The organism is Halarcobacter sp. (assembly GCF_963675975.1).
Classification (GTDB): Bacteria; Campylobacterota; Campylobacteria; order Campylobacterales; family Arcobacteraceae; genus Halarcobacter.
Genome location: NZ_OY780939.1, coordinates 712,411 through 733,958, shown reverse-complemented (window position 1 = coordinate 733,958; position 21,548 = coordinate 712,411). Strand labels below are relative to the sequence as shown.

Annotated in this window: 25 protein-coding genes and 1 other RNA gene; 15 read left to right on the top strand and 11 right to left on the bottom strand. The window is 31.3% G+C overall.

Annotated features, from left to right (window positions below; all coding sequences use genetic code 11):
* Positions 1–18: 18 nt before the first annotated feature.
* The 6 genes from urtB (at position 19) to ACKU3H_RS03585 (ending at position 5,082) form a co-directional block, all read left to right on the top strand.
* Positions 19–1,620 (top strand): urea ABC transporter permease subunit UrtB, encoded by a 1,602-nt coding sequence (gene urtB / locus ACKU3H_RS03610; protein ID WP_320035611.1) that lies wholly within the window; start codon positions 19–21, stop codon positions 1,618–1,620.
* Positions 1,621–1,630: 10 nt separating this feature from the next.
* Positions 1,631–2,761, top strand: a complete 1,131-nt coding sequence (urtC, locus tag ACKU3H_RS03605; RefSeq protein ID WP_320035610.1) for an urea ABC transporter permease subunit UrtC — start codon at positions 1,631–1,633, stop codon at positions 2,759–2,761.
* On the top strand, positions 2,748–3,536 hold the full coding sequence (urtD, locus tag ACKU3H_RS03600; protein WP_320035609.1) for an urea ABC transporter ATP-binding protein UrtD: 789 nt from the start codon (positions 2,748–2,750) through the stop codon (positions 3,534–3,536). Before urtC ends, urtD begins: the two co-directional genes overlap by 14 nt.
* A gap of 1 nt (position 3,537) precedes the next feature.
* Complete coding sequence (urtE, locus tag ACKU3H_RS03595) at positions 3,538–4,233, top strand: urea ABC transporter ATP-binding subunit UrtE (RefSeq protein ID WP_320035608.1); 696 nt, start codon at positions 3,538–3,540, stop codon at positions 4,231–4,233.
* A gap of 329 nt (positions 4,234–4,562) precedes the next feature.
* Positions 4,563–4,814 (top strand): type II toxin-antitoxin system prevent-host-death family antitoxin, encoded by a 252-nt coding sequence (locus tag ACKU3H_RS03590; RefSeq protein ID WP_320035607.1) that lies wholly within the window; start codon positions 4,563–4,565, stop codon positions 4,812–4,814.
* Complete coding sequence (locus ACKU3H_RS03585; RefSeq protein ID WP_320035606.1) at positions 4,804–5,082, top strand: type II toxin-antitoxin system RelE/ParE family toxin; 279 nt, start codon at positions 4,804–4,806, stop codon at positions 5,080–5,082. The genes ACKU3H_RS03590 and ACKU3H_RS03585 overlap by 11 nt, the downstream gene beginning before the upstream one ends.
* A 29-nt stretch (positions 5,083–5,111) precedes the next feature.
* On the opposite strand, the gene ACKU3H_RS03580 is transcribed toward ACKU3H_RS03585, so the two are convergent.
* Genes ACKU3H_RS03580 through ACKU3H_RS03560 form a run of 5 tightly spaced genes read right to left on the bottom strand, consistent with a single transcriptional unit; the run spans position 5,112 to position 10,458 of the window.
* On the bottom strand, positions 5,112–5,918 hold the full coding sequence (locus ACKU3H_RS03580) for a sulfite exporter TauE/SafE family protein (RefSeq protein WP_320035605.1): 807 nt from the start codon (positions 5,916–5,918) through the stop codon (positions 5,112–5,114).
* Positions 5,919–5,934: 16 nt separating this feature from the next.
* A complete protein-coding gene (locus ACKU3H_RS03575) occupies positions 5,935–7,530 on the bottom strand; it encodes a gamma-glutamyltransferase family protein (protein ID WP_320035604.1) in 1,596 nt (531 codons plus the stop codon).
* Between the two features lies 1 nt (position 7,531).
* The gene (locus ACKU3H_RS03570) at positions 7,532–8,857 is read right to left on the bottom strand and encodes a TRAP transporter large permease subunit (protein WP_320035603.1); all 1,326 of its coding nucleotides are present in this window, start codon (positions 8,855–8,857) and stop codon (positions 7,532–7,534) included.
* Between the two features lie 3 nt (positions 8,858–8,860).
* Positions 8,861–9,364 carry a TRAP transporter small permease subunit gene (locus tag ACKU3H_RS03565; protein WP_320035602.1) on the bottom strand — a complete coding sequence of 168 codons (504 nt, stop codon included), beginning with the start codon at positions 9,362–9,364 and terminating at the stop codon, positions 8,861–8,863.
* On the bottom strand, positions 9,361–10,458 hold the full coding sequence (locus ACKU3H_RS03560; protein WP_320035601.1) for a TRAP transporter substrate-binding protein DctP: 1,098 nt from the start codon (positions 10,456–10,458) through the stop codon (positions 9,361–9,363). Before ACKU3H_RS03560 ends, ACKU3H_RS03565 begins: the two co-directional genes overlap by 4 nt.
* Positions 10,459–10,823: 365 nt before the next feature.
* On the opposite strand from ACKU3H_RS03560, the gene ACKU3H_RS03555 reads away from it, so the two are divergent.
* A complete protein-coding gene (locus tag ACKU3H_RS03555) occupies positions 10,824–11,342 on the top strand; it encodes an ureidoglycolate lyase (RefSeq protein WP_320035600.1) in 519 nt (172 codons plus the stop codon).
* Between the two features lie 37 nt (positions 11,343–11,379).
* Positions 11,380–12,129, top strand: a complete 750-nt coding sequence (locus tag ACKU3H_RS03550; RefSeq protein WP_320035599.1) for an urease accessory protein UreD — start codon at positions 11,380–11,382, stop codon at positions 12,127–12,129.
* An 18-nt stretch (positions 12,130–12,147) separates the two neighbouring features.
* On the opposite strand, the gene ACKU3H_RS03545 is transcribed toward ACKU3H_RS03550, so the two are convergent.
* From ACKU3H_RS03545 to ACKU3H_RS03530, 4 genes are all read right to left on the bottom strand, one after another.
* A complete protein-coding gene (locus ACKU3H_RS03545; protein WP_320035598.1) occupies positions 12,148–12,951 on the bottom strand; it encodes an ABC transporter ATP-binding protein in 804 nt (267 codons plus the stop codon).
* The gene (locus ACKU3H_RS03540; protein ID WP_320035597.1) at positions 12,948–13,850 is read right to left on the bottom strand and encodes an ABC transporter permease; all 903 of its coding nucleotides are present in this window, start codon (positions 13,848–13,850) and stop codon (positions 12,948–12,950) included. The genes ACKU3H_RS03545 and ACKU3H_RS03540 overlap by 4 nt, the downstream gene beginning before the upstream one ends.
* A gap of 15 nt (positions 13,851–13,865) precedes the next feature.
* A complete protein-coding gene (locus ACKU3H_RS03535) occupies positions 13,866–14,825 on the bottom strand; it encodes an ABC transporter substrate-binding protein (protein WP_320035596.1) in 960 nt (319 codons plus the stop codon).
* A gap of 200 nt (positions 14,826–15,025) precedes the next feature.
* On the bottom strand, positions 15,026–15,427 hold the full coding sequence (locus ACKU3H_RS03530; RefSeq protein ID WP_320036460.1) for an ATP-binding cassette domain-containing protein: 402 nt from the start codon (positions 15,425–15,427) through the stop codon (positions 15,026–15,028).
* Positions 15,428–15,460: 33 nt separating this feature from the next.
* Here ACKU3H_RS03530 and ACKU3H_RS03525 point away from each other — a divergent pair, with 33 nt between their 5' ends.
* The 6 genes from ACKU3H_RS03525 to ureG all read left to right on the top strand — a co-directional run bounded on the left by ACKU3H_RS03525 (position 15,461) and on the right by ureG (position 20,277).
* Positions 15,461–16,093, top strand: coding sequence for a hypothetical protein (locus tag ACKU3H_RS03525; protein WP_320035595.1), 633 nt, complete (start codon positions 15,461–15,463; stop codon positions 16,091–16,093).
* A gap of 86 nt (positions 16,094–16,179) precedes the next feature.
* A complete protein-coding gene (locus tag ACKU3H_RS03520; RefSeq protein ID WP_320035594.1) occupies positions 16,180–16,863 on the top strand; it encodes an urease subunit beta in 684 nt (227 codons plus the stop codon).
* Positions 16,860–18,563 carry an urease subunit alpha gene (gene ureC / locus ACKU3H_RS03515; RefSeq protein ID WP_320035593.1) on the top strand — a complete coding sequence of 568 codons (1,704 nt, stop codon included), beginning with the start codon at positions 16,860–16,862 and terminating at the stop codon, positions 18,561–18,563. Before ACKU3H_RS03520 ends, ureC begins: the two co-directional genes overlap by 4 nt.
* 12 nt (positions 18,564–18,575) lie before the next feature.
* Positions 18,576–19,010: an urease accessory protein UreE gene (locus ACKU3H_RS03510; RefSeq protein ID WP_320035592.1), complete on the top strand. Its 435-nt coding sequence runs from the start codon at positions 18,576–18,578 to the stop codon at positions 19,008–19,010.
* Positions 18,985–19,674 (top strand): urease accessory UreF family protein, encoded by a 690-nt coding sequence (locus ACKU3H_RS03505; protein ID WP_320035591.1) that lies wholly within the window; start codon positions 18,985–18,987, stop codon positions 19,672–19,674. The genes ACKU3H_RS03510 and ACKU3H_RS03505 overlap by 26 nt, the downstream gene beginning before the upstream one ends.
* Before the next feature lie 15 nt (positions 19,675–19,689).
* Positions 19,690–20,277: an urease accessory protein UreG gene (gene ureG, locus ACKU3H_RS03500; protein WP_320035590.1), complete on the top strand. Its 588-nt coding sequence runs from the start codon at positions 19,690–19,692 to the stop codon at positions 20,275–20,277.
* On the opposite strand, the gene ACKU3H_RS03495 is transcribed toward ureG, so the two are convergent.
* Positions 20,269–20,682, bottom strand: coding sequence for a YqaA family protein (locus tag ACKU3H_RS03495; protein ID WP_320035589.1), 414 nt, complete (start codon positions 20,680–20,682; stop codon positions 20,269–20,271). The genes ureG and ACKU3H_RS03495 overlap by 9 nt on opposite strands.
* Positions 20,683–20,797: 115 nt before the next feature.
* Here ACKU3H_RS03495 and ffs point away from each other — a divergent pair.
* An RNA gene (gene ffs / locus ACKU3H_RS03490) (signal recognition particle sRNA small type) lies at positions 20,798–20,894 on the top strand.
* Between the two features lie 22 nt (positions 20,895–20,916).
* Here ffs and ACKU3H_RS03485 read toward each other — a convergent pair.
* The gene (locus tag ACKU3H_RS03485) at positions 20,917–21,543 is read right to left on the bottom strand and encodes a DNA-binding protein (RefSeq protein ID WP_320035588.1); all 627 of its coding nucleotides are present in this window, start codon (positions 21,541–21,543) and stop codon (positions 20,917–20,919) included.
* Between the last annotated feature and the right edge of the window lie 5 nt (positions 21,544–21,548).

Genomic DNA, 21,548 nt, shown 5'->3' with positions numbered 1-21,548 from the left:
TTTACAAAAGGCACTTATATGAAAATCAATTTTTTAAAAATAATCTTTCTTAATTTATTTTTCTTAAGCTCACTATTTGCAAATTTTGAAACTGATATCGAAAAATTAAAAACACAATCTTTTAAAACAAAAGCAAAAGTTGTTAAAGAATTAGTTGAAAAATATGCAGAAGATGACAGAACAGAGATTTTACTTAAAAAGATGGTAGAGGGTGACCTTCTTTATACAAAAAAAGAGGGAATATTTGTACTTCTAGAAAAAAAAGAGGGAAGTACTTATCACACAAAAACTTTTTTAGAGGGTAAAACGCTTAAACCACAAAATAGAAGAGAGTTTAAAAAAGTAAAAACAAATAATAGATTAAGAAGTATTATTAAATCAAATCTAGCAGAGATGAATCTTTTCTCAAAAAAGAAAGAGATAAGGCTTAAATCAGCAAAAAATATCTTATCAAATGTAGATGAAGACTCAAAAGAGTTAATAGAAAAAGCTTTATCAAAAGAGAAAGATAGTGAAGTAAAAGAGGTATTACTTGAAGCTAAGACAATTATTTTAGCAAAATATTCAAGTGGTGAAGAGCAAATCAAAGCAGTTAAAGACTTAAGTGATTTTATCTCTTCAGATACTCTAGCAACACTAAAAACAATTGCAAATAAAGAGGGTATTAGTAAAGAGTTACAAAAAGCTGCAAATAGCTCAATTTCATCTGTTGAAACAATCAGATCATATTATGGTGTTTTAGAAAAAGCATTTTTTGGTCTTAGTATGGGTTCTGTTTTACTTCTTGCAGCTATTGGACTTGCAATTACATTTGGTGTAATGAAAGTTATTAATATGGCCCATGGTGAGATGATGATGATTGGAGCATATACTACATATACTCTTCAACAAATTATGCCAAACTTAATAGAATACTCAATTATTGTAGCTATTCCTGCTGCATTTATTGTAAGTGGTATAGTTGGTATTATTATTGAAAGACTTGTAATTAAACACTTATATGGAAGACCACTTGAGACTTTACTTGCTACATTTGGGATTAGTTTAATATTACAACAAATAGTAAGAACAATCTATTCTCCACTAAATCAAGAGGTTAAAACTCCTGATTGGATGAGTGGAGCATTGGAGATAAACAGTGCACTTTCACTTACATACAATAGATTATATATCATTATCTTTGCTATTTTGGTATTTATTGGAATCTTAATGGTTTTAAATAAAACTTCATTAGGTTTAAAAGTTAGAGCTGTTACACAAAATAGACAAATGGCTCAGGCAATGGGGATAAAAACTTCATGGATAGATGCTATGACATTTGGTATTGGTTCAGGTATTGCTGGTATTGCAGGGGTTGCATTATCTCAACTTACAAATGTGGGACCAAATCTAGGACAAGCATATATTGTAGATAGTTTTATGGTTGTTGTATTTGGTGGAGTTGGTAACCTATGGGGAACACTAATTGGTGCAATTACACTTGGAGAAATCAACAAATTTATAGAACCAGTTGCAGGGGCAGTTTTAGCAAAAGTTATTATCCTTGTATTTATTATCCTATTTATTCAAAAAAGACCTAGAGGGCTTTTCCCTCAAAAAGGTCGAGATGCTCAAGACTAAGGTGGAAAAGATGAAACGAAAACCAATATTTTTACAAATTTTAGAAAATGATAAAGGTGGTAAAATAGTATTAGGAATACTTGCATTAGTAGTTATTTATGTTGCTTTTGCAAACCTTCTTTTACCACAAGATTCGGCACTTTATGTTTCAACATATACAGTTACTCTTCTTGGTAAATATTTAGCTTTTGCTCTTTTAGCACTTGCTCTTGATTTAGTTTGGGGATATATAGGAATACTTAGTCTTGGTCATGGTGCATTTTTTGCCCTTGGTGGATATGCAATGGGTATGTATCTTATGAGACAAATAGGTGATAGAGGTGTTTATGGAAATCCTGAATTACCTGACTTTATGGTATTTATGAACCTTAAAGAGTTACCTTGGTTTTGGTATGGTTTTGATAATCCTATTTTTACACTTATTATGATTATGTTTGTTCCTGGATTATTAGCTTTTGTATTTGGATACTTAGCATTTAGATCAAGAGTTACAGGAGTTTATTTATCAATCATCACTCAAGCTATGACTTATGCTCTTATGTTAGCATTTTTTAGAAATGACATGGGATTTGGTGGAAACAATGGACTTACAGACTTTAAAGATATTTTAGGTTTCGATTTACAAGCTGATAGTACAAGAATAGTTTTACTTATAATCTCTTTCCTTGCTCTTTTTGCAGGGTATTTAATAGCAAGATTTATTATAAACTCAAGACTAGGACGTGTTTGTATAGCTATTAGGGATGCCGAGAGTAGAACAAGATTTATAGGATATAAAGTTGAGCAATATAAACTTTTTATTTTTATAGTAAGTGCCGCTATGGCTGGTGTTGCTGGGGCTTTATATGTACCACAAGTGGGAATTATAAATCCAAATGTATTCTCACCATTATTTTCAATCGAACTTGTTATCTGGGTTGCAATCGGTGGAAGAGGAACTTTATATGGTGCAATAGTTGGAGCATTTATCGTAAATTATGCAAGTACATATTTTACCTCTGCTCTTCCAGAAGTTTGGTTATATGCTTTAGGTGGTTTATTTGTTGTAGTAACTCTATTCTTACCAAAAGGTGTAGTTGGACTTATTTCAAAATTAAATTTGAGAAAAGATAAAAAGGAGCTTTCTAATGCTACTGCTTAAACATGATAATGAACAAAATGTAGGTGATTTAAAAAAAGGTGATAGAATCCTTTATTTAGATGATGTTACAGTTAGTTTTGATGGATTTAAAGCTTTAAACTCTTTATCTTTATCAATAGAATATGAAGAATTAAGATGTATCATTGGGGCAAATGGTGCAGGAAAATCTACTATGATGGATGTAATTACAGGAAAAACAAAACCAGATAAAGGGGATGTTATTTTTGGACAAGCAGCAAATCTATTAGAAATGGATGAGCCAACAATTGCCGAAATTGGTATTGGAAGAAAGTTTCAAAAACCAACAGTATTTGAAGGTCACTCAATTTTTGAAAACCTTGAACTTGCTATGAAAGATGATAAAAGATTTTTCAAAACTTTATTTGCAAAACTTAGTGGAGAGCAAAAAGATAAAATAGAAGAGACTATGGAACTAATTGGTCTAAAAGAGCACTATAACAATCCAGCTTCTATCCTTTCACATGGACAAAAACAGTGGCTTGAAATAGGAATGCTTCTTATGCAAAGTCCAAAGCTTTTATTAGTTGATGAACCAGTTGCTGGTATGACTCCAGGTGAAGTTGAAAAAACAGGTCAAATCTTAACTGAGCTTTCAAAAAATCATTCTGTTGTGGTTGTTGAACATGATATGGAGTTTATTAGAAGTATTGCAAAAAAGGTTACAGTACTTCATGAGGGTTCTGTTTTGGCAGAGGGTTCTATGAAAGATGTTCAGAACAATGAGAAAGTTAGAAAAGTATATCTAGGAGAGTAAGATGATAAATATAAAGAATTTAAACCAATTTTATGGACAAAGTCATACTCTTTGGGATTTAAACTTAGAGATTGAACCTGCGAAATGTACTTGTCTTATGGGAAGAAATGGAGTTGGTAAAACAACTTTAGCAAAAGCTATTATGGGATTACTTCCTATTAAAAGTGGTCAAATTATTTATGAAGACAAAGATATTAGTAAATTAGGAAGTGAAAAAAGAGCAGGACTTGGTATAGGTTATGTTCCACAAGGAAGAGAGATATTCTCACAACTAACTGTTAAAGAGAATTTAGAAATTGGATTATTAGGAAACAGAAATGGCTTAAAACAAGTTCCTGAAAAGATATATGAGCTATTTCCAGTTTTAAAAGATATGTTAAAAAGAAAAGGTGGAGACCTTAGTGGAGGACAACAACAACAATTAGCAATAGGAAGAGCTCTTTGTTTAGAACCAAAACTTTTAATCCTAGATGAGCCAAGTGAAGGTATTCAGCCAAATATAGTTCAACAAATTGGAGGAGTTATTGATTACCTTACAAAAGAGGAAAAGATAACTGTTATTTTAGTTGAACAAAAACTACCATTTGCAAGAAGACATGGAGATGATTTTTATCTACTAGATAGAGGAAATGTTGTTGCAAAAGGTGAGATAGAACACTTAAGTGATGAGATAGTAGAACAATATCTATCAGTATAATAAAAAAAGGGATTTACTAAAAAAGTAACCGTCCCTTATATATAAATCAACTAGAACCATTTTAATATTATTATGGATATGAAATATATGCAATTTACTCAGAATATATCAATTATTTATAACATAGATTTAATTGTTTCTAATCAATTTCCTGTATATACTCCACCTTTAACCATTTTTTTATTTGATAAGTATAATTTGGGAATTAAAAAATGAAATACCTCCATTCTTATGGAAAAGTATTTCAAAGATGGCTGTAGGGTAATTGACAATAATTTAAATTAGATGTATAATTAAATCTTAAAAAAAGTACTTAAAAAGGTATTAAAATGAATACAATATTAGCAAACTATACAGCAAGTATTACAGAACTTAAAAAATCTCCAACAGAATTACTAAAAAATGCAGGAGATGAAGCAATAGCTATTTTAAATCATAACAGCCCAAGTGCATACTTAATTCCATCAGAAACATATGAAAAACTTATGGAGATAGTAGAAGAATATCACTTATCTAAAAAAGTAGAAGAAAGATTATCTGATATAGAAAAACCTATCAAAGTTAATATTGATGAGTTATAACCTAGAGTTTAACCAAAAAGCTTTAAAAGAGTGGAATAAACTAAATAGTACTATAAAAGAACAGTTTAAAAAGAAACTAAAAGAGAGACTTGAAAATCCAAGAATTCCAAAGGATAAGTTAAGTGGTTTTGAAAATGTTTATAAAATCAAATTAAAAACTATTGGTTATAGACTAGCTTATGAAGTAAAAGATGAACAGGTCGTTGTTTTAGTTCTAACTGTTGGTAGAAGAGAAAACAACGAAGTTTATAAAAATTTAAAAAAATAAAATAGGCTAATCCCTTTATCAAAATGGTTTTAAACTAAAACCATTTTGATCCCAACACATAATAAGAATATAGCAAAAGCAAGTTTTAACTGTTTTACATTTAATTTATATGCTAGTTTTACACCATATGGTGCGAAAAACATTGTCATTGGAACTAGTACTATAAATGCTAACCAATTAACATAACCTGTAGAGGCTAATGGTAGGTTTTCTACATTCCATCCCACAATAATATATCCAATAGTTGCAGGCACACTAATAATCAAACCAAACAATGAAGCTGTACTAACAGCTCTATGAATTGGAAAAGAGAATAAAGATAATAAAGGAACCATCAAAGTTCCCCCACCAATTCCTAGTAAAGAAGCAAAGCCACCAAGAAGTGTAGCAAAAATAGATTGCCCAAATCTTCCTGGAAGAGATTCTGCTATTACTAGACTTTTAAAACTACTAATAATCATATTAAGAGATACAAGTAAAAGTAGAATACCAAACATAAATTTTAAATTTGTTCCATCTATAAATTTAGATGAAAATGCTCCAATTAAAACTCCAAGAATCACAAATGGAATCCATTTTTTAGATAAATCCCAATCAATCCCACCTTTTTTATGGTGAGATCTAGCTGATATTATTGAAGTTACAACAATAGTTGATAAAGATGTTCCAATAGATAATGGCATAGCAATTGAGATATCAATATTCATATAAATAAAAATATGATAAAGCATAGGAACAATCACAATTCCTCCACCAACACCAAGTAATCCTGCAAGCAAACCAGCAACTACCCCACTTGCAAGTAAAATTGGAACTAAAACTAATAATTCATTCATAAAAATTTGTCCTTATTTAAAAACTTGATGCTTTACCATCACTTCTTGGGTCAAATGCCCCTTTAATTGTTTTAGATGTATCATAAACTAAAGCCCCTGCATGTCCAACAGCAGAATCTAGTTCACCTAAAATCTCAACATCATGACCTTTTTCTTTTAGTTCATTTATTAACTTCTCATCAAATCTAGATTCAAGTTTTAAACTTTGAGATGAGTTACCCCAAGTTCTTCCTAGTAGCCATCTTGGATTGTTTATACATGTTTGCAAATCCTCTTCATAATAAGCATATCTTGAGAATACTGCTGCTTGAGTTTGAGGTTGTCCATCTCCACCCATAGTTCCATAAGCCATTACTCTTCCATCATCAAACAATGCAATTGCAGGGTTCAATGTATGAAATGGCTTTTTATGTGGCTCTAAAGCTTGAATATGAGTTGAATTAAGAGCAAAGCTACAACCTCTATTTTGCCAAACAATACCAGTTTTAGGAAGAGTTAATCCACTTCCAAATTCGTGGTAAATACTTTGAATAGCACTTACAACTCTACCTTCACTATCTACAACTCCAAACCAAGTTGTATCACCAGGAGCTGCATTTTCTCCCCAAGGCATTGCTTTTTCTAAATCAATATCTTCACTTAATTTATCAAGATATTCAGGTTCAAGCCAAGCTTGTAACTCTTCAGGACTTGCTGCTGTATTCATTTTATCTCTATGTTTAAAAGCAATTTTTGTTGCTTCTACTAATAGATGTACATGATTTGTTGAATCTTTTTGTGGCAGTTTTTCTACCCATCTATCAAATAAACCTAAAATCATAAGTGAAGCAACACCTTGAGTTGGAGCTGAAGCATTAAAAAGTTTTGCATTGCTTGTTTTCATCTCTAAAGCTTTATTCCAAGAAGCATTATGCTCACTTAAATCTTTTTTTGATAATAAAGCATCTCTTTGCTTTAAATCATTTGCAATATTTTCTGATAAACTTCCTCTATAAAAATCGTCATATCCATTTTGACCTAGTGTTTCTAAAGTTTTTCCAAGTTTTTCTTGAACAAGCTTTTCACCTTTTTGTGGTACATTCGAATTTGGATAATAGATATCAGCAAAATATGGGTCTACTATTAACTCATCTTTTTTCTCTTCAAGTGTTTGAGATAAAGATTCAGTAACTACAATACCATTTTTAGCAGAAGTAACTGCTTCTTCTACAAGTTTTGAAGTTGAAAGTTTTCCATTCCAATCTTTTATACTTTTTTTGTATGCTAAGTCCCATGCTGAAACAGCACCAGCCACACTATTTGCAGCTAACCTTCCTCTAAAAGGGATTGTCTCTATCCCTTTATATTGACTCATATTTACATCAAAACCTGAGTATCCAGACGCTTCAATAAAACTAACACCCTCTTTAGGGTCATATATTAACCAAAAAGCATCTCCACCAATCCCAGTCATATGTGGGTAGTGAACTGCTAAAGATGAGGCAACTGCAATTGTAGCTTCAATTGCATTTCCCCCTTGTTTTAAAATTTCAAGTCCAGCATCTGATGCTTTATGGTGTGGTGAAACCACCATCCCATTATTTGAAACTTGTGTTAAAGGTAAGTTATTCATATTACATCCATCCTATTGCTTTGGGTAACCAAAGTGCTATTTCTGGGAATATCATCACAAGTGCAATTACTATAACTTGAATCACAATAAATGGTAATACCCCTTTGTAAATTTCCATTGTTTTAATCTCTTTTGGCGCTACACCTTTTAGGAAAAATAGTGACCATCCAAAAGGTGGGGTTAAAAATGAGGATTGTAAGTTTAAAGCAACTAAAATTCCTAGCCAAATCATATCCACATCTAAAGCATGAAATATTGGTAAAACAAGAGGTAAAACTATATATGAGATCTCTATCCATTCTAAGAAAAAACCTAAAACAAATAATACAACCATCATAAATAATATTGCACCCCACATACCACCAGGTATTGCTGCAAATAAATCTTCAACTAAATAATCCCCGTCTAATCCCCTAAAGCTTAATCCAAAAACTTGAGAAGCAATTAAAACGAACATAATCATACCAGTCACTTTCATAGTTTCATATAAAGTTTCTTTCAAAATTTCTAAACTTAGTCTTTTACTTAAAAAAACTATTAAAAGTGCACCTATTGCTCCCATTGAAGCAGCCTCAGTAGGAGCTGCAAGTCCACCAATGATTGAACCTAATACCGCAAAGATTAGTAAAAAAGGTGGTGCAACTGATTTAAAAAATTCTATCCATAACTCTTTTTTAGAGTATTGTCCTCTTTCCTCTTCATCAATTGGAGGCACATGATGGGGTGCAAATTTACTTAATAAAATTATATAAACAATATAACAAGTAGCTAATAATAATCCCGGCATTAATGCAGCAGCAAATAAAGGTCCTATAGCTTCTCCACTAATATCAGCTAATAAAATTAAAACTAAACTAGGAGGTAATATTTGTCCTAATGTTCCAGATGCGCAAATAGTACCACAAGATACACTATGACTATAATTTCTTTTTAATAGTGTTGGTAAAGCAATCATTGTTAAGGTAACAACTGTAGCACCAACAATACCTGTTGAAGCACCCATTAATATACCAACTACAATAATTGCAATTGCCATCCCACCAGGTTTTTTCCCTGATAATAAGCCTAAAACATCAAGCATCTTTTCTGCTAAACGGGATTTTTCCAGTAAAATACCCATAAAAACAAAAAGAGGAATAGCCAATAATGTATAGTTTGTTAATACACCAAAAATTCTTGAAGGTAAAAGATTAAATAGATTTAAATCAACTCCAATAACCCCAAAAAGTAAACCAGCACCTGCAATTGCAAAAGCAACAGGAACTCCTAATAAAATTAATGCAAAAAGAGAGACAACCATCATAATTGCTAATATTTGTGGATCCATTGATTATTTTTCCTCTTTTATTTTAGATACAGCTTTTAATAAAACTGCCAACCCTTGTATTAAGATAAGTGTAAATCCAATTGGTATTAAAGATTTAACCAAATATCTATAAGGTAAACCTCCTGGGTCTGGAGAGACTTCCCCTGTGTGATATGATTGCATTACATATTCACTTGATAAATATATTATAAATAACGAAAATGGAATGATTATTAATAAAGGAATTAAAACATCCATATATAGTTTTACTTTTTCACTATAATGATGATAAAAAAGATCCACTCTTACGTGCTCACCTTGTTGAAAAGTAAATGCTGAACCAAACATTGCGATTGCTGCTAATATATGCCATTGTAACTCTTGTTCTGCAATTGAACTTATATGAAAGAAATACCTAAAAAGAACATCACCTGAAACCATTAAAACCAGAATAAAAATCAACCATGAAGTTATTTGACCAGTGCGTTCTATGAACGCATCAAGTCTATTTGAAATACTTAATATCATGATGACAACTTAGTCATCACTACTTCTTCACTTTTATTTTGCCAATCATCGTGCATTGCTTTAAAAGCAAAGTAGCTGTCGTGAACTTTTTTTACTAATGGATCTTTTGCTGTTAATTTGTCATATGTAGCAAAAGTCACTTCTTTTAATTTTTCAATAACAGAATCTGGTAAAGTTTTAGCTTGTACCCCTTCATTTTTAACTAAGTCTTCTAAAGCTTCTGAGTTATTTGCTTCAGACCAAGATAATCCCATAAGATTACACTCTGCCGCAACTGTTTTTACGATTGCTTGTAAATCTTTTGGTAATGTCGCCCAAGCATCTTTGTTTATTAAACATTCAGTTGTATTACTTGGTTCTCCCCAACCTGTTGTATAGTAGAATTTAGCTGCTTTATGTAATCCCATTCTTCTATCTTGGAAAGGACCAACAAATTCTGCTGCATCAATTACACCTCTTTCTAATGCTGGGAAAATTTCACCACCTGGAAGAAGTTTAACTCCAACACCAAGTTGCTCTAAAACTTTACCTGCAAGCCCTGGAACTCTCATTCTAAGACCATCTAAATCTTTTACAGAATTAATCTCTTTTTTGAACCAACCTGTCATTTGAACACCAGTATTACCAGCTGCTAATCCTATTACATTAAATGGTTTATAAACTTCATCCCAAAGCTCTTGTCCTCCACCAAATTGTAACCAAGCATTTGTTCCTTGGAAGTTCATACCAAAAGGTACTGCTGTAAAGTATTGAGCTGCAAATGTTTTACCTGCCCAGAAAAATGAGTTACCCCAGTTCATTTGAATAGTTCCTTTTGAAACTGCATCAAAACCTTCCATAGCAGGAATAAGTTCACCCGCTGGATAATGTTTAATTCTTAATCTACCATCAGATAACTCTTCTATTCTTTTACAAAAGTATTCAGCACTTCCAGGTCCTGTTGAATAAAATGGAGCACCTGCACCATAGCAGTTTGTCATTTTCCATCTAAATGTTTTTTTTGAGTCTGCACTTGCAATTGAAGGTATTGCTACTGCTGCACCAATTCCAGCTAAACCTGTTTTTTTAATGAAATCTCTTCTATTTTTAGTCATGTTATTCCTTAGTTTTATATTTAGATTCAATTTGAATCAACTTAATGACATCACTCTTGTAAGATAAGAGTTAATATATTTAAAACATCAAAGAGATACTTATTAGTAGGATTAGTACCTCATATATGTTTTCTAATCGTATTTTATAACTTGGTGACATTTTTGTAAAGATATTTTTTATCAATAATTGTACACAGCCAATGTTTATTTTTTATACAGGCCATGTTTAAATTTTATATATAGTTAGAAAGTATGAAAAAATAGTCTACTTGTAATTGTATTTATGATAATATTACGCTTATTAAACCTATATACTCAAGGTATTTACTAGGGTTTTATTATTGAAAATGTGTTAAAGGTATAAGATGAAAATAGAGATAAAACCAAAACCTCTAACAAAAGAAGCTTTTAAGAAGTTTGGAGAAGTTATCGAAAAAGAGGGAAGAGATTCTATGATGATAAATAGAGGCTCTGCTGAAAAGTTTTATGAAATTTGTAATATGGATACAAATGAAAAAGGTGGAATCACCACTTTACATATATATGTGGGAAATAAAAGAAAATTTCCATTACTAATTGATATGTTAGAAAAACATCCTTTATTTTCCCAAACATTTATACCAAGAAGCAAAGAACCTTTCTACTGTGCAGTTGCATTAGGAGGAAGAGAACCAGACTTATCAACACTAGAAATTTTTGAAACAAATGGAGACCAAGGTGTTCACTACAATAAAGGTGTTTGGCACTTCCCATTAATTTGTATAAAAGATAAAGAAGAATTTTTTGTTTTAGATAGAGCAGAAACAAATAAAGAAGATAAATTAATAGTAGAACAAATAGAATATAATATGAAAGATGAAGAGATCTATTTAGTAAGAGATTAGTTTTTATACAATAATTAAATAAGCAGAAAAAGAGAATATGAGCATATCAATAGATTTTAAAAATGAAGTGTTTTCACTAAACAAACTACAACTACCAACAAGATACTATTATTTTAGTGAAACAGAAAACTATGTAAAACTTCTTAGCATAGGTGAGGGAATTTTTCCAAACGATAAAATAAAAACAAATATCTTACTTGAAAGTTCAAATGCAATTCTTACTACAGAATCCGCTACAAAAGTTTATCCTTCAAAAAAAGATTTTGGTATCAACTATATAAATATAAAACTAAAAGATTCAAATTTAGAGTTTTTAAATGATGAACTAATATTATATAAAAATTCAAAACTTCTACAAATCCTTAGAATAGATGCAGATGAAAACTCTACATTCTTTTATAGTGATATTTTAACTCAAGGTAGAAGTTATGAGCATTTTGATTTTGATTCAATGCTAGTTAGAAATAAATTCTTCTGTAATAAAAAGTTAGAGTATTACGAAAACTTTGAAGTATTAGGAAAAGATTTAAAAGATTATATAAAAAGACATGAAAACAAAAACTATATTTATCTAAAACTTTATATCAAAACAAAAAACAATGAAGAGTTTTTAAAGACTTTACATAAAGAGGGTTTTGATTCTTTTACTTTTTCAAAATCAAAAAATATGATTTTAGGTTCAATATCAGCAAATGACATGATAAAAATAAAAAAGCTTCAAAAAGAGATTTGGAATATATATAGAAAAAATATTGATAAAAAAGAGTTTAACTTAGGGAAACAGTAACATAGTTAAAAAACTATGCTAACTGTCTAATAATAGTTTATCGTCATCCAACTCTTCGCCATCTTCTCTAGCAAGAGCAAATAAGTTAAGTAGATCTTTTACCTCATATTTAGATCTTTCTTTACCTTCTAAATCAAAGATAATTTTACCTTCATGTAGCATGATAGTTCTACTACCATGGTCTAAAGCTTGTCTCATAGAGTGAGTTACCATCATTACTGTTAATGATTTCTCTTCAATAATTTGTGAAGTAATATCCATAATAAGAGCTGCCGTTTTAGGGTCTAATGCTGCTGTATGTTCATCTAGTAATAAAATACTACTTGGTTGTAAAGCAGACATTAAAAGACTAACTGATTGTCGCTGACCTCCTGATAAAAGTCCCATTTGAGAGTTTAATCTATCTTCCAAACCTAGATTTAGTCTACTTAATTGTTCTTGGAAAAGTTTTCTAAGTTTACTATTTAATGCAAAAGATAAAGTACCTCTTTTTCCTCTACCATAAGCTAAAGCCATATTCTCTTCAACTGTTAAATCACCACAAGTTCCAGCAAGAGGATCTTGAAATACTCTTGCAATATCTTTTGTACGACCAGTTGCCGGTAAAGCTGTTACATCTCTGTCATTAAAAAATATTTGTCCATGTGTTGCTTCAATATCACCTGCAATTGTATTAAGTAAAGTTGATTTTCCTGCACCATTAGAACCAATAACAGTTACAAATTGACCTGCAGGTATAGTTAAATCAACACCTCTTAAAGCTAACTTTTCAGTTGCTAAGCCATGATTAAAAGTAACATGTAAATCCTTACAACAAATCATGCTTTTTTCCTTTTTGCTTTTTTCGCTTTATATTCACTACGTAATTTTGGGAATATTAATGATAAGGTAACAAGCACAGCTGTAAGCAAGTTTAAATCAGAAGCTTGGAAACCTAAAAAGTCTGCGTTAAGTGCCATTGAAACTGCAATTCTATAAAGAAGAGAACCAATAATACAACTTAATACAACAACTAACATAGATTTTGTTCCAAATAAAGATTCACCTATAATAACTGCAGCAAGCCCTACAACAATAGTTCCAATCCCCATTGTTGAATCAGCAAAACCACTTGTTTGAGCAAATAAAGCCCCTGCAAGTCCTACTAAACCATTTGATAAAGCTAGTCCCACATAAACTTTTTCTTTTACAACAATACCATTTGCTTGAGCCATTCTTTTATTAGAACCAACTGCTCTCATTGCTAAACCATATTGAGTATATAAAAACCATGCTAATAATAAGCCCCCAATAAGAGCACACACAGCTACAAATATAACTTTTAAATACATAGCTGGAATTCCTAAATCCTCAAATGGAGTTAAAACTGTAGGCTCCATAATTAAAGCAAGATTTGGTTTTCCCATTACACGAAGATTTATCGTATATAAAGCTGTCATTGTAAGAATACTTGCAAGTAGATGAAGAATATTAAAACGTAAATTTAACCAAGCTGTAACAATACCTGCACTTGCTGCTGCAAGTGTACCTAATAAAGTTGATAAATAAGGATTAACTCCAGAAACTATAAGAGCAGCTGTTGCAGCTGCTCCTAGTGTAAAACTTCCATCAACAGTTAAATCTGGAAAATCTAAAATACGAAAAGTAAGATAGACTCCCATAGCAACTAACCCATAAATAAACCCTATCTCAAGGGTTCCTAAAAAAGCATATAGTGACAAATTAACAACTTTTTATTATTTTACAACTTTAGTAGCTTTTTCAAGTACCGCTTTTGGAACTTCAATTCCCATTTTTTTAGCCATTTTTGGGTTAACATAAAGATCTGTTCCCTTTGCCATTTTCACATCAATTGAACCTGGTTTTTCACCTTTTAAAATTCTTAAAACGATATCTCCTGTTTGACGACCTAAATCAAAATAGTTATATCCAACAGCTGCAATTGCACCTCTTTCAACTGTACTTGTATCACCTGCAAATACTGGAACTTGTGCATCAATACCAACTTTTATAACTGATTCAACAGCTGAGATAATTGTATTATCAATTGGGCAATAAATAGCATCTGCTTTTCCAACTAATTGTTTTGCTGCAATCATTACATCTGAAGATTTTGGAGCTGCTGCTTCTACAATTTTAATACCCATTTCTTCTGCTACAACTTTTGCACTGTCAAGCATCGAAACTGCATTTGCTTCACCTGGATTATATGGAATACCAATCACTTTAAGATTAGGTACAAACTCTTTAATTAAAGAAAAATGTTCTTTAATATTAGCCATATCAGATAATCCTGTAACATTTCCACCTGGTTTTTCTAAACTTGGAACAAGTTTTGCTGCTAATGGATCTGTAACTGCTGAGAATACAACTGGAATTGTTTTTGTAGCAGTAACTGCTGCTTGAGCTGATGGTGTTGCAATTGCAACAATAATATCAGGTTTTTCACCTACCATTTTTCTAGCAATTTGTGAAGCAATATCAGGTTTTCCCTGAGCACTTTCATAAGTAAATTTAAGATTATCACCACTATAACCATTGTCATTTAATGTTTTCTTAACTCCATCTCTTACAGCATCTAGTGCTGGATGTTCCACAATTGCAGTTGTTGCAATATAAACAGATTTTGCTTGTAAAGCAGAAGATACTAAAAGTGTTGACATAAGAGCACTTTTAAAAATTGAACTTAATCTCATATTTAATTCCTTAGAATGATTTGTTATTTATTTTAAACTTAAAAAGATTTTTTAAGAAAGTTATGAAATATTGTATATCTTTACAACTAAATGGTTACTTAGGTGAAGAGATAAAAACTGTATAAATAATGTATATAAATGATTTGTGGAGATAATAGCCATATAAAATGGCTATTATAATACTGAAGATAAAAAGTTTTTTAATTCATCTGTTGAGGATTGGCAAAAACCTCTTCACTTTCACCTGTTTCCCAAATTTTACCATTATGCATAAAAATAACTCTATCTCCAATGTCTCTTGCAAAGTTCATCTCATGAGTAACTAATATCAAAGTAATTCCCTCTTTAGCTAAGGATTCTAAAACCTTTAAAACTTCCCCAACCAATTCAGGGTCAAGAGCAGATGTAATCTCATCACAAAGTAATACTTTTGGAGACATTGCTAAAGATCTTGCAATAGCAACTCTTTGTTTTTGTCCACCTGATAAACTTTCTGGATATTGGTCAAAAAATTGATCCATTCCAACTTTTTTTAGACATTGCATTGCTAGTTCTTTTGCTTCTTCTTTACTTTTTCCAAGTATTAATCTTGGAGATAACATCACATTCAAGGTTTCTCTCAAATTGGAAAAGGTATGTGGGCAATGCCAGATGAGATGGCAAAAATGATGGTTGAAAAAATATCTCATCCTAAATCTGGAGCAAATACTGCTTGGGTACCATCTCCTACAGCTGCAACTTTACACTCGATGCATTATCATAAAGTTGATGTATTAAGTATCCAAAATGAGTTAAAAGGGAAAAGAAGAGCAAGTATTGATGAACTTTTAACTATTCCATTACTAAAAGAAGATTTATCAGAAGAGACTATCAAAAATGAAGTAGATAACAACTGCCAAAGTATCTTAGGATATGTTGTTAGATGGATTGATGCAGGTATTGGGTGTTCTAAAGTTCCAGACATAAACAATGTGGCACTTATGGAAGATAGAGCAACACTTAGAATCTCTTCTCAACATCTTGCAAACTGGATTGAGCATGGAGTTTGTACAAAAGAGGAAGTTTTAGAGTCTTTAAAACAGATGGCAAAAGTTGTTGATAAACAAAATAAAAAAGATGCAAGTTATATAAATATGGCACCAACTTATGATGGATATGCATTTAAAGCAGCTTATGCTTTAATATTTGAAGGTAAAGAGCAACCAGCAGGTTACACAGAACCACTTTTACATAGATATAGAAGAGAATATAAAGAAAGTATTATATAATTAGTGAATATTAAGTATACAGCTGGAAAAATAATAAGCTTTTAATTTTAGATAATATAAGAAAGAAAAATAAAGGGAGGCATCTGATGTTTTTAACAAACCGTGAGCAGGAAAAACTGCTTATTTATACAGCTTCTAAGCTAGCTTGGGAAAGAAAAGAAAGAGGACTTAAACTTAACTTTCCCGAAGCTTCTGCTATTATCAGTTCTTTTATACTTGAAGGGGCTAGAGATGGTAAAAGTGTTGCACAACTTATGGTTGATGCAACAAAAGTTTTAAAAGCAGAAGATGTTATGCCAGGTGTTGCATCTATGATGCATATGGTTCAAACAGAAGCTACTTTTGATGATGGAACAAAACTAGTAACTGTTCATAATCCAATTCCTGAAACAAAAACAGATGTAACTCCAGGGGAATACTTCATAGATGAGGGTGAGATTGAACTAAATGAAAATGCACCTGTAACTACAATAGAAGTAGAAAATGTGGGAGATAGACCAATTCAAGTTGGTTCACACTACCACTTCTTTGAAACAAATGCTTTTTTAGAGTTTGATAGAGAAAAAGCTTATGGTCAAAGACTAAATATCCCAAGTGGTACTTCTGTTAGATTTGAGCCAGGGTCTAAAAAAGAGATTGAAGTAGTTCCATATAAAGGTAAAAGATATATTGCAGGATTTAATGGGCTGACAAATGGTTACCTAGATGAAAAGGAAACTAAAGAAAAAGCTATGAAAAACTTAGCAGATTTTATAGGGAGTAGAGTATGAAAATTTCTAAAGCAAAATATGCATCAATGTATGGACCAACAACTGGTGATAGATTTAGATTAGCTGATACTTCTTTAGTAGCAAAGATTGAAAAAGATTATACAACTTATGGTGAAGAATCAAAATTTGGTGGTGGTAAAACTATTAGAGATGGGATGAGCCAATCTCCACTAGCAGTTGAAACTGCTGATGTTATCATCACAAATGCTGTAATTATTGATTATACTGGTATTTACAAAGCTGATATTGGCATCAAAGATGGAAAGATTTCTGCTATTGGAAAATCTGGAAATCCATACAACTGCGATGGGATAACTGAAGGTTTAGAGATTGGTGCAAACACTGAGATTCTTTCAGCAGAGGGTAAAATCATCACTGCTGGTGGAATTGACTCACATATTCACTTTATAAGCCCAGGTCAAATAGATGAAGCACTAGCAAGTGGTGTTACAACTATGATTGGAGGTGGTACAGGGCCTAATACAGGAACAAATGCTACAACTTGTACTCCAGGTGAATTTAACATCCACAAAATGATTGAAGCAGTTGATGACTTACCATTAAACTTTGGTTTTATGGGTAAAGGAAACAGCTCAAATTATGAAGCTCTAAAAGTGCAAATTGAAGCTGGGGCTATGGGATTAAAACTTCACGAAGACTGGGGAACAACTCCAAATGCTATTGATACTTGTTTAAAAGTTGCAGATGATTTTGATGTTCAAGTTGCAATTCACACAGATACTTTAAATGAATCAGGTTTTGTAGATAACACTGTAAATGCTTTTGGTGGAAGAACTATCCATACATTCCACTCTGAAGGAGCTGGAGGTGGTCACGCACCTGATATTATGAAAGTTGCAGGACTTGCTAATATCTTACCATCAAGTACAAACCCAACTTTACCATATACAAGAAACACAATAGAAGAACACCTTGATATGCTTATGGTTTGTCACCACTTAAGTTCAAAGATTCCAGAAGATGTAAGTTTTGCAGAATCTAGAATCAGAGGTAAAACTATTGCAGCTGAAGATGTACTACACGATATTGGAGCAATCTCAATTACAAGTTCAGATTCACAAGCTATGGGAAGAGTAGGTGAAGTAGTAACAAGAACTTGGCAAGTAGCAGACTCTATGAAAAAACAAAGAGGTGCACTTGAAGGTGATGATGAACTAAGTGATAACGAAAGAATCAAAAGATTTGTTGCAAAATACACTATAAACCCTGCTATTGCTTGTGGTATTGATGAGCATGTAGGAAGTGTAGAAGTTGGTAAAATGGCTGACTTAGTACTTTGGACTCCGGCATTTTTTGGTGTTAAACCAGAGATTATCATAAAAGGTGGATTTATAGCTTTAGCAATGATGGGTGATAGTAATGCATCTATTCCAACACCAGAACCAAATATGTATAGACCAATGTTTGGAAGCTTAGGTAAAGCAGCAGCTAATACAAGTGCAATTTTTGTATCTCACTTAGCTTTAGATAAAGGTTTAGAAGAGCATCTTGATACTAAAAAAGTGATGTTGCCAGTTAAAAACACTAGAAATATTGGTAAAAAAGATATGAAGCTAAATGACTTTATTGGAGATATTGAAGTTGATCCAGAAACTTATGATGTAAAAGTTAATGGTGAGATTATAGAATCATCTTTCCAAGAAGAGTTACCAATGGCTAAGAAATATTTCTTATTCTAGGAGTTTATTAAAATGATTTGTAAAGTAACTGAAATTAGAAGAGATGAAGAGGCAAATGATAGTGTACTTTTAGACTGGTTTGATATGCAAAAACCAAACTTATGTGCAATATCAAAAGAGGGTAGAGAGTTTATTGTAAAAGCAAAATACACTCACCTTCATGAAAATGATATTCTAGTTTGTGAAGATGGATATAAAATCAAAGTTTCTAAATCTGAGGATGAAATCTATACACTAACTTTTAGTGACCATATCACATTTGCTAAAATTGCTTATGAAATAGGAAATAGACACCAACCTATTTGTATAGAAGATTACAAAATAACTATTTTAGAAGATATCTCAACAGCTGATATTATAAAAGCTTGTGAGTCTATTGATAAAGTAGAAGTTCAAAAAAGCAGAGGTATTTTCAAACCAAATGGAAATGCACATCACTCCCACTAAAGCCTTAAGTAGGTTTATACAACTTCTTGATGGAGTTTTTCCATCAGGAGCTTTTGTACACTCTTTTGGGCTAGAACCACATATTGTTTTAGGTTTTGTAAATGACAAAGAAAGCCTAAAAAACTTCCTTGAAAATATAATTGAGGACCAATACCAAAAGATGGAGTTTACTATAGTAAAAAAGGTATTTACTCTACTTAAAGAGGAAAAACTAAACCATCTTCTAAAAGAGGATAAAAAGTTTGCTTCAATGCTAAGTTACGAGTGGGCAAAAGCTTCTAAAGATTTAGGTGAAAACTACCTAAAACATATAGATTTTGATATAAAAACCTCTATAGTAAAAAGCTACTTTGAAAAAGTAAAAAATAAAGAATCTTACGGAAATGAACTATTTATTTTAAGCTCTTATGCTTATGAATTAGGACTTGATGAAGATATATTTTTACTTCTTTGGGCGAAAAAAAGTTTAATAAATATAGCAAGTGCAAGTTTAAAAATCTCAAGAATAAAACCAAGTGAGATACAACAAATACTTTTTAGTTTTGATGAGATTTTAGAAGAAAAGATACAACAAAGTTCTAGAAAAGTAAGTAACTTCAACCCTCTATTTGAAGAGGTTATTTTCAGCCATCTTAATCTAGAACCAAAAATGTTTACAACATAAAAAGGATTATAAAATATGAGTATAAAAATAGGAATAGCAGGACCAGTTGGAAGTGGTAAAACATCTATTATTGAAAAACTAACAAATATTTTAAAAGATGAATACTCTCTTGGTATTGTTACAAACGATATCTATACAACAGAAGATGCAAACTACTTAAAAGAGAAACTTGATATCAATAGTGAGCAAATCATAGGTGTAGAAACTGGTGGTTGCCCACACACAGCAATTAGAGATGATATTTCGATGAATCAAAAAGCAGTAGAAGAGCTTGAAGAAAAGTTCAATCCAGATATTATCTTTGTAGAAAGTGGTGGAGACAATCTAAGTGCTACATTCTCTTATGAACTAATTGATTATTATCTTTATGTTATTGATGTTGCTCAAGGTGCAGATATTCCTAGAAAAAAAGGTGCAGGACTACTTTTTTCTGACCTTTTAGTAGTAAACAAAACTGACCTTTGTCCTTTTGTAAACGTTGATTTAGAAAGCTATCAAGAGGATGTAAAAAACAGTAGAAAAAACAAACCAAGTATATTTCTAACAAACAAAGATGATAATAGTTTTGATAAGCTAAAAGAGTGGATTAAAGCTTTAATATAAAGTGATTAGTGCTAAAAATAAGTATCTAGAAAACTTAGAAATAGCAACCAAAATCAAAAACTTTTTAAAATCGTATTTTAAAATCCCAGCAATAAAAGTAAGTGGGTCTCCAATAATTGGGGCCCAAGCTAAAAGAAGTGTAACTCCCCCATATTTTGAGAAAAACTTTATATACTTATCTATCTTTTCCCTTTTAAGCAAGTTTTTTCTTTCTAAAAACTCTTCTCCCTTGTATCCTAAAACATAGTTTACAATTGAACCTAAGGTATTTCCTATGGTTGCAAATAAAAGAAGATAATAAATATTGTAGCCTTGTAAAATATCATAAATAAGTACGGCTTCACTTCCAAAAGGGAAAAATGTGGCTGAAAGAAAAGCTGAAAAAAACAGAGTTAAATAGACCATTTATTACCTTTTTTTAATTAGCTATTCTATTTATAAAAACTTTAAGTTTCTTTAAGATAAAATTACAACCTTTTAAAGAGTAGCACAAAGAGTATTTAGGTACTTTTTATGCTCTTCTTTAGCCCCTTACAATCATTTTTAGAGACAACGCCCCAGGATGGGAACATAGCAAGGCACCTCTATCTTTGGTGTGTTTGGGTACCTGGAGAAGAGTGCTTTTAGCACTTTTCCTTTTTAAATCAAATCAGAAAAATCTTCATTTAAAATCAAAAGTTTTTTATCTTTTTTATTATAAATAAATCTATAATCTTTATCTTTAATAGCTTTTAATATAATATTTTTTATATCTTCTGATGTTTTATTGTTTTTTTTCATTAATACTGAAAAATCTTGTAAAGTAATAAATCTATCTTTCTGTATATTTTGTTTGTAAGCATTTTGGGCTTGTTGTTGATTAAATTCTAGTTGGGGCTTATAGATTGATCTCATTTCATTAAAAGCACTTTGTAGTAGCTCTATTTCCCTATTAAATACACCTATAATTCTTTTTTGATTCTTTTCAAGTCTAATTATCTCTGAACCATATTGTTTTTTCATCCATTTAATAGATTTTTTTAAAATATCAATTTGTTCATCTTTTGCTTTAACTATCTCTTTTATAGTTTCATTAGGAACAAACTCTTTAAGTTCAATAGTTGGTTCTTCTTTTGGTTTAGGTTCTTGAGTCTCGTTAATATAAACGTAGGTTTTACCAGATTTTTTTAAAGATTTTAGTTGTTTTTTTCTTATTCTATAGTGTACACCTTGGAGAGATAATCCAAGTATTTCAGCAGCTTGTGCAGTAGTTACCAATCTCTCCAAAGAAA